The sequence below is a fragment of the Streptomyces sparsus genome (genome assembly GCF_054776295.1).
Genome location: NZ_BAAHCA010000136.1, coordinates 1 through 8,399, shown reverse-complemented (window position 1 = coordinate 8,399; position 8,399 = coordinate 1). Strand labels below are relative to the sequence as shown.

Here is an 8,399-nt window from a genome sequence, read left to right as displayed (position 1 = left end):
CGGGCGGTGCCGCCGGGGGGTTCGGCGGCGGCGTGGGCGGGTGTGGTGAGGGCGGTGGCGGTGAGGGCGGCGGCGATCAGCAGTCCGGACGCCGCCCGGCAGGCGTTCACCAGCTGTCGGCGGGTGGCCCGCAGACCCATGCTCGCTCCTCGCGTCGTGCTCCGCCCGGGGGTGCCGGCCGTACCAGCGGGGACGTACGCCCCCGGTCTCCCGGTTGCGTTCCCCAGGGACCCGAACGTGTGGTGGACGTAGGGGTTCCGGTTGACCGGCGCCGACGGCCGCGAGGTGGCCCGTGTGGGGTCCCACCTGCGGTTCCGGGGCAGCGCACGGCGCGGCGGGGCCGCCGAACCGGGCCTGGGTGAACGGGAGATGCTCAGCGTACGCAGTGCCGTACGGTACCGGAACGTCGCCACCCACATGTGACGATCGCGGATCCGGGACGGGGTGCCGCCGTACGCTCCCGGCCTGCGAGCCGGGGGCCGGTGGGCGGGCCCGGTACCCGAGGGGTGCCCGGCACGCGGGCGCCCCCTCGGGGTGGTCCGGCTCAGCGCATGAGCACGCCGGCCGCCTCGCCCCCCGCGATGCCCTCCGACGGGGCGGCGGCCAGCCCCATCTCGGTGCCGCCGGCCAGCAGCCGGTGGGCGGGCAGGATACGCACGGTGTAACCGAACGGACCGGTGCGGTCCAGGGAGAGCGGCCCCTCGAAGAGCCAGCGGCCTTCCAGGTCGGGCCCGCCGGTGGGCTTGAGGGCCACGTGCACGGGTTCGGTGATGGAGTCCGACTCGTCGACCCGGCCGGCCACCGCCTGCACCTCGACCTCCGCCGGTTCCAGACCGCCCAGGGTGACCCGGACCCGGAGGGACAGCGCGCCGCCCAGTTCGAGCGAGTCGGAGGCCGGTCCGACCGCCTCGACGTGGTCGACGGCGACCCGCGGCCACTCGGCACGGACCCGGGCCTTCCAGTCGGCCAGTTCCGCGGCGGCCGGCGGGGCCAGTTCGCGGTGCGACCGGGCGGCCGGCGCGTACAGCCGCTGCACGTACTCCCCCACCATGCGGTCGGCGAGGACCTTCGGACCGAGCCGGTCCAGGGTCTGCCTGATCATCTCCAGCCAGCGGCCCGGGCGGTCGTAGAAGGCGGGCGCGACCTGGTCGGCCAGCAGGTCGTACAGGGCGGCGGCCTCGATGGCGTCCCGCCGGTCCTCGTCGGCGGCCGGGCCGTCGGCGGTGGGGATGGCCCAGCCGAAGTCCGGCTCGTACCACTCGTCCCACCAGCCGTCCAGGACGGACAGGTTGAGGCAGCCGTTCAGTGCCGCCTTCATGCCACTGGTGCCGCACGCCTCCAGCGGGCGCAGCGGGTTGTTGAGCCACACGTCGCACCCGGGGTAGAGGGTGCGGGCCATGCCCATGCCGTAGTCCGGCAGGAACACGATGCGGTGCCGCACCCGGGGGTTGTCCGCGAACCGGACCAGCTCCTGGATGAGGCGCTTGCCGCTGTCGTCGGCCGGGTGGGCCTTGCCGGCGATGACCAGCTGCACGGGGCGCTCCGGGTGCAGCAGCAGCTCGGTGAGCCGGTCGCGGTCGTGCAGCATCAGCGTGAGCCGCTTGTAGGACGGCACCCGGCGGGCGAACCCGATGGTGAGCACGTCCGGGTCGAGCACCTGGTCGATCCAGCCGAGTTCCGCGCGGGCGGCGCCGCGGTGCCGCCACGATTCGTACAGCCGCTGCCGGACCTCCTGGACGAGCTGCTCGCGCAGGTCGCGCCGCAGGTCCCACAGTTCGCTGTCGGGCAGCCGGGACGTGCCGGGCCTCACCTCGGGCGCGACCCAGGTGGGCGCGTGCACGCCGTTGGTGATGGCGGCGATCGGGACCTCCGCCGCGTCGAACCCCGGCCACAGACCGGCGAACATGCGGCGGCTGACCTCGCCGTGCAGGGTGGATACGCCGTTGGCGCGCTGGGCCAGCCGCAGCCCCATGACGGCCATGTTGAACAGGTTCGGCTCACCGCCGGCATAGGTCTCCATGCCGAGCCTGAGCACCTGTTCGGCGGCGAGACCGGGCAGTTCCCCGTCGTCGCCGAAGTGCCGGGCGACCAGCTCCCGGTCGAAGCGGTCGATGCCGGCGGGCACCGGCGTGTGGGTGGTGAAGACGGTGCCGGCCCGTACGGACTCCAGGGCCGCGTCGAAGGCGACGCCCTGCTCGCCGAGTTCCCTGATGCGTTCCAGGCCGAGGAAACCGGCGTGGCCCTCGTTGGTGTGGAAGACCTCGGGCGCGGGGTGCCCGGTGAGGCGGCAGTAGGCGCGGACGGCACGCACGCCGCCGATGCCGAGCAGCATCTCCTGGAGCAGCCGCTGCTCCCGACCGCCGCCGTAGAGCCGGTCGGTGACGTCCCGTTCGGCCGGCCCGTTGTCCTCCACGTCGGAGTCGAGCAGCAGCAGCGGGACCCGGCCGACGCGGGCCTGCCACACGTGGGCGCGCAGCGAGCGGCCGCCGGGCAGGGCGAGCACGACGAGGGCCGGGGTGCCGTCGGCTTCGCGCAGCAGCTCCAGCGGCAGCTCGTTGGGGTCGAGCACGGGGTAGCGCTCCTGCTGCCAGCCGTCGCGGGACAGCGACTGGCGGAAGTAGCCGTGCCGGTAGAGCAGGCCGACGCCGATGAGGGGGGCGCCGAGGTCACTGGCGGCCTTGAGGTGGTCGCCGGCGAGAATGCCCAGCCCGCCGGAGTACTGCGGCAGTGCGGCGGTGATGCCGAACTCGGGCGAGAAGTAGGCGACGGCGGCCGGCAGCCCCTCGCCGGCGTTCTGGTACCAGCGCGGCTCGGTCAGGTAGTCGTGCAGGTCACCGGCGGCGACGGCGAGCCGGCGTTGGAAGCCGCGGTCGCGGGAGAGTTCGGCGATGCGCTCGGCGGGGATGGACCCCAGCAGCCGCATGGGGTCGCCGTCGGCGGCCCGCCAGCCGTCCGGGTCGGCGTACCGGAACAACTCACGGGTATCCGAGTGCCAGGACCAGCGCAGATTGCGCGCCAGATCGCTGAGCGGTCGTAGGGAGTCGGGAAGGACGGGACGCACGGAGAAACGACGAATGGCCTTCACGCTTCGACGGTAACCGGGTGGGACCGCCCGTTGCGTGCCTTCGCCACGATTTCGCGTGACTTCCACCCACAAAGCACTGCCGGCCATATAGCGGGCGCATTGCGCGCCCGCTTCGTGTCCGGCGACGCGCCCGGCGTGCTCCGGCGCGGAACGACCCGCGGTGTTCCCGGCCGCGGCAGGCGGCTTCCGGGCCGCCGGTTGCACGGTGGCGGTGCTGCGGCACGCCCGGGCGGACGTACCGCCCGTGTGGCCCCGCCTCGGTACTCGCGGTTACGTACGAGTAGTTCACCGGGCGCCTGAATAGCCGCCCCCGGAGCGTGGGCAGGCTGTGATCCTGCGCCCCAGCGAGACCCCCAGCCGAGTGAACGCGGACAGGAGCGGTCATGCCCGCAACCAACCAGTTGCCAGCGGAGCGGATAGAAAGTAACAAAACCCCCGTACCAGACCCAGGTGAGCCCATGATCGGTCGTATCCCCGTCCTGGACGTCCAGCCGCTCGTCGACTGTGGACGCCGCCCAGCGAAGGCCGTGGCCGGAGAGACCTTCCAGGTGTCCGCCACGGTCTTCCGCGAGGGGCACGACGCGGTCGCGGCCAACGTGGTGCTGCGCGACCCGACCGGGCGCGGCGGACCGTGGATCCCGATGCGCGAACTGAGCCCCGGCACCGACCGGTGGGGGGCCGACGTCACACCGGAGGTGGAGGGCCGTTGGACGTACGCGGTGGAGGCGTGGAGCGATCCGCTGGCCACCTGGCGGCACCACGCGGAGGTGAAGATCCCCGCCGGCATCGACGCCGAACTGACGTTCACCGAAGGGGCCGCCCTGCACGAGCGGGCCGCCGCCCAGGTGCCCAAGAGCGAGGGCCGTGCGGTGGTCCTGGACGTGGTGGACGCGCTGCGCGACCACAACCGGCCGGTCGCCGCCCGGTTGGCCGCGGCCCTCACCCCGGAGGTGCTGGCCGTACTGGGACGGCATCCGCTGCGGGAGCTGGTGAGCAGCACCCGGGCGCTGCCGCTGGTCGTGGAGCGGAAGCGGGCGCTGTTCGGCTCCTGGTACGAGATGTTCCCCCGCTCGGAGGGTGCCGTCGTCAAGGACGGTGAGCCGCCGGTGTCCGGCACGCTGCGGACGGCCGCCGAACGGCTGCCGGCGATCGCCGCGATGGGCTTCGACGTGGTGTACCTGCCGCCGATCCACCCGATCGGCACCGCGTTCCGCAAGGGCCGCAACAACTCCCTGACGCCGGAACCGCACGACGTCGGCTCACCGTGGGCCATCGGTTCGGCCGACGGCGGACACGACGCCGTCCACCCCGACCTGGGCACCTTCGACGACTTCGCACACTTCGTCGCCGAGGCCAAGGCGCTGCGCATGGAGGTGGCACTGGACTTCGCCCTCCAGTGCTCCCCCGACCATCCCTGGGTGCGCGAGCATCCGGAGTGGTTCCGCAAACGCGCGGACGGCACGATCGCCTACGCGGAGAACCCGCCGAAGAAGTACCAGGACATCTACCCCATCGACTTCGACTCCGACCCGCGTGCGTTCAGCGGCCTGGTCACCGAGACGCTGCGGGTGCTGCGGCTGTGGATGGCCCAGGGCGTGCGGATCTTCCGGGTCGACAACCCGCACACCAAGCCGGTGGTCTTCTGGGAGAAGGTCATCGCCGAGATCAACCGCACCGATCCGGACGTGGTCTTCCTCGCCGAGGCGTTCACCCGGCCCGCGATGATGCACACCCTGGCGAAGGTCGGCTTCCAGCAGTCCTACACCTACTTCACCTGGCGTAACTCCAAGCAGGAACTGACGGAGTACCTCACCGAGCTGTCCGGGGACGCCGCCTCGTACATGCGGCCCAACTTCTTCGTCAACACGCCCGACATCCTGCCCGGCTACCTGCAGGACGGCGGCCGGGCGGCGTTCGCGATCCGTGCCGTACTCGCGGCCACGCTCTCCCCCACCTACGGCGTGTACGCCGGCTACGAGCTGTACGAGTGCGCGGCGGTGCGTCCGGGCAGCGAGGAGTACCTGGACTCGGAGAAGTACGAGCTCCGGCCGCGTGACTGGGCCGGGGCCGAACGGGAGGGACGGACCCTCAGCCCGCTGCTGACCACGCTCAACCGGCTGCGCCGGCGGCACCCGGCACTCCAGCAGCTGCGCGGGCTCGACTTCCACCACACGGACAACGAGCACGTCATCGCCTACTCCAAGCGCAGCAACGTCCCCTACCCCGACCTAGTGCTCATGGTCGTCAACCTCGATCCGCACCACACCCACGAGGCAACGGTGTCGTTGAATATGACGGCACTGCAGGCGTCGGGTCTCACCCCCGCGCAGGAAAGTGGCGCCGCCCCCATCCCGGTGCGCGACGAGCTCACCGGCGAGACCTACCACTGGGGCAGGGACAACTACGTGCGCCTGGAACCCGGCAGTGCCGGCACTTCGGCCCCGGCTCACGTACTGACCCTGCGACCGTCCTCACCGACCGGAGGGTCACCCAACGATGAGCGTCAATGAGCCCGTCCACGACACCTTCGAGGACACGCCCGCCAAGGACCGCGATCCCGAGTGGTTCAAGCGAGCGGTGTTCTACGAAGTCCTCGTCCGCTCCTTCCAGGACAGCAACGGCGACGGTGTAGGAGACCTGAAGGGCCTCACCGCGAAACTCGACTACCTGCAATGGCTGGGTGTCGACTGCCTCTGGCTTCCCCCGTTCTTCAAGTCGCCGCTGCGCGACGGCGGCTACGACGTGTCGGACTACACGTCGGTACTGCCCGAGTTCGGCGACCTCGCCGACTTCGTGGAGTTCGTGGACGCCGCCCACCAGCGGGGCATCCGGGTCATCATCGACATGGTCATGAACCACACCAGTGACCAGCACGAGTGGTTCCAGCAGTCCCGCAGCGACCCCGAGGGGCCGTACGGCGACTACTACGTCTGGGACGACAACGACGACCGGTACGCCGACGCGCGCATCATCTTCGTCGACACCGAGCAGTCCAACTGGACGTTCGACCCGGTGCGCAAGCAGTACTTCTTCCACCGGTTCTTCTCCCACCAGCCGGACCTCAACTACGAGAACCCGCAGGTGCAGGAGGAGATGATCTCCGCGCTGCGCTTCTGGCTGGACCTCGGCATCGACGGCTTCCGGCTGGACGCGGTGCCCTACCTGTACGCCGAGGAGGGCACCAACTGCGAGAACCTCCCGCAGTCGCACGACTTCCTCAAGCGGGTCCGGGCCGAGATCGACGCGCACTACCCGGACACCGTGCTGCTCGCCGAGGCCAACCAGTGGCCGGAGGACGTCGTCGACTACTTCGGCGACTACTCCAAGGGCGGCGACGAGTGCCACATGGCGTTCCACTTCCCGGTGATGCCGCGCATCTTCATGGCGGTCCGGCGGGAGTCGCGCTACCCGGTGTCGGAAATCCTCGCCAAGACGCCGGCCATCCCGTCGGGCTGCCAGTGGGGCATCTTCCTCCGCAACCACGACGAGCTGACGCTCGAGATGGTCACGGACGAGGAACGCGACTACATGTACGCGGAGTACGCCAAGGACCCGAGGATGCGGGCCAACATCGGCATCCGGCGGCGGCTCGCCACCCTGCTCGACAACGACCGCAACCAGATCGAGCTGTTCACCGCGCTGCTGCTGTCCCTGCCCGGCTCGCCGATCCTCTACTACGGCGACGAGATCGGCATGGGCGACAACATCTGGCTCGGCGACCGGGACGCGGTCCGCACGCCCATGCAGTGGACGCCGGACCGCAACGCCGGCTTCTCGTCCTGCGACCCGGGCCGTCTGTTCCTCCCGGCGATCATGGACCCGGTCCACGGTTACCAGGTGACCAACGTCGAGGCGGCGATGAGCAGTCCGTCGTCGCTGCTGCACTGGACCCGCCGGATGATCGAGATCCGCAAGCAGAACCCCGCGTTCGGCACCGGCCGGTACACCGAACTGCCGTCGACGAACCCCTCGGTGCTCGCGTACCTGCGGGAGATGCGGCTGCCCGACGGCGGCGACGACGTGGTGATGTGCGTGAACAACTTCTCGCGTTTCCCGCAGCCGACCGAGATCGACCTCCGGGCCTGGAAGGGCCGCCATCCGGTGGAACTCATCGGCGGGGTGAAGTTCCCCGCCATCGGGGAACTCCCGTACCTGCTCACGCTGGCCGGACACGGGTTCTACTGGTTCCGGCTGCGCACGCAGCCGACGTCCGCGTGACCCGCGTGGCGTACGCCTGAGCGTGAGGTGCCACCCGCTTCCCAAGGGGCACGGCGGTCCGACCGGTTTCCGCCGGGCCGCCGTGGGCACTCTCTTAGACACTCGCGCCGAAGCACGTGTGTGAACAACACCCGTGCGGCCCAGTGAAGCACCGCCGCACGGTCGATCTCCCCTCAACACGTCCCGCACAGACGGACAGTCATTGCCGCAATCCGGGACACTTTGCGTAGATTTCGTGTGCCCGGGGGAAGGACGCCATGACCGCGAAGCCGGACAGCTCCTCGCCCCATGTTGCTGTCGACGAGACAGACGACCCGGCGTTGCTGCGCTCGCTCACTCCACTGCTCACCCGATGGCTGCCCCGGCAGCGCTGGTTCGCCGGCAAGGGCCGCCCGCTGGACGGGCTCTCGCTGGCCACCGCCACCGAGTTACTGCCGTGCTCCGGCGGCGGCGCCGCTCCCGGGCTGCTGCACCTCCTGGTACGCGCTCACCAGGGGGACGAGGCCGACTGCTACCAACTCCTGCTCGGCACCCGGCCGGTTCTGCCGCCGGTGCTGGCGCCCGCGCTGATCGGGCGGCCCACCGACGGCCCGCTGCGCGGGCTGGCGCTGTACGACGCGGTGCCCGATCCACGACTCACCGGACTGCTGCTGGAACGTCTCCGCGCCCCCGGCCGGCTGGGCGCGCTGCGGTTCCGGCGCGAACCGGGCAGCGCCATCCCGTCCGGGCTGCGGCCCCGCCCGCTGCTGGCCGAGCAGTCCAACTCCTCCGTCGTCTACGGCGACGTCTACATCCTGAAGCTGTTCCGCCGGGTCAGCGCCGGTGTGAACCCCGACCTGGAGCTGCCGCTCGCGCTGGCCAGGACGGGCTGCACCCGGGTGCCCGCGCCCGTCGCCTGGTTCGAGGCGCCCGCCACCGACCCGGTCACGCTGGGCGTGCTGCAACCGTTCCTGCCGCAGACCAGGGACGCCTGGCAGCTCGCGCTGCGTTCGCTCGCCGACAAGGCCGACTTCCGGGCCGCTGCGCACGCGCTGGGACGGGCCACCGCCGAGGTGCACACCGCGCTCGCCGAGGCGCTGCCCACCGCGGTGCTGCA

At 71.2% G+C, this 8,399-nt stretch carries 4 protein-coding genes; 3 read left to right on the top strand and 1 reads right to left on the bottom strand.

Annotated features, from left to right (window positions below):
- Positions 1 to 544: 544 nt before the first annotated feature.
- Positions 545 to 3,085, bottom strand: a complete 2,541-nt coding sequence (glgP, locus tag ACYVE9_RS09860; RefSeq protein ID WP_461027381.1) for an alpha-glucan family phosphorylase — start codon at positions 3,083 to 3,085, stop codon at positions 545 to 547.
- Positions 3,086 to 3,543: 458 nt separating this feature from the next.
- Between glgP and ACYVE9_RS09855 the strand changes: the two genes are divergently transcribed.
- The 3 genes from ACYVE9_RS09855 to ACYVE9_RS09845 form a co-directional block, all read left to right on the top strand.
- Positions 3,544 to 5,595 (top strand): alpha-1,4-glucan--maltose-1-phosphate maltosyltransferase, encoded by a 2,052-nt coding sequence (locus tag ACYVE9_RS09855; RefSeq protein WP_461027380.1) that lies wholly within the window; start codon positions 3,544 to 3,546, stop codon positions 5,593 to 5,595.
- Positions 5,582 to 7,303 carry a maltose alpha-D-glucosyltransferase gene (treS, locus tag ACYVE9_RS09850; protein ID WP_461027379.1) on the top strand — a complete coding sequence of 574 codons (1,722 nt, stop codon included), beginning with the start codon at positions 5,582 to 5,584 and terminating at the stop codon, positions 7,301 to 7,303. The genes ACYVE9_RS09855 and treS overlap by 14 nt, the downstream gene beginning before the upstream one ends.
- 257 nt (positions 7,304 to 7,560) lie before the next feature.
- Positions 7,561 to 8,399, top strand: an 839-nt coding sequence (locus ACYVE9_RS09845) for a maltokinase N-terminal cap-like domain-containing protein (protein ID WP_461027378.1), incomplete at its 3' end; no start/stop codon positions are given.

What these genes read in the sequence shown, in the direction of transcription:
- treS (WP_461027379.1), top strand. Translation starts at nt 5,582, where the DNA reads ATGAGCGTCAATGAGCCCGTCCACGACACCTTCGAGGACACGCCCGCC.
- ACYVE9_RS09855 (WP_461027380.1), top strand. Translation starts at nt 3,544, where the DNA reads ATGATCGGTCGTATCCCCGTCCTGGACGTCCAGCCGCTCGTCGACTGT.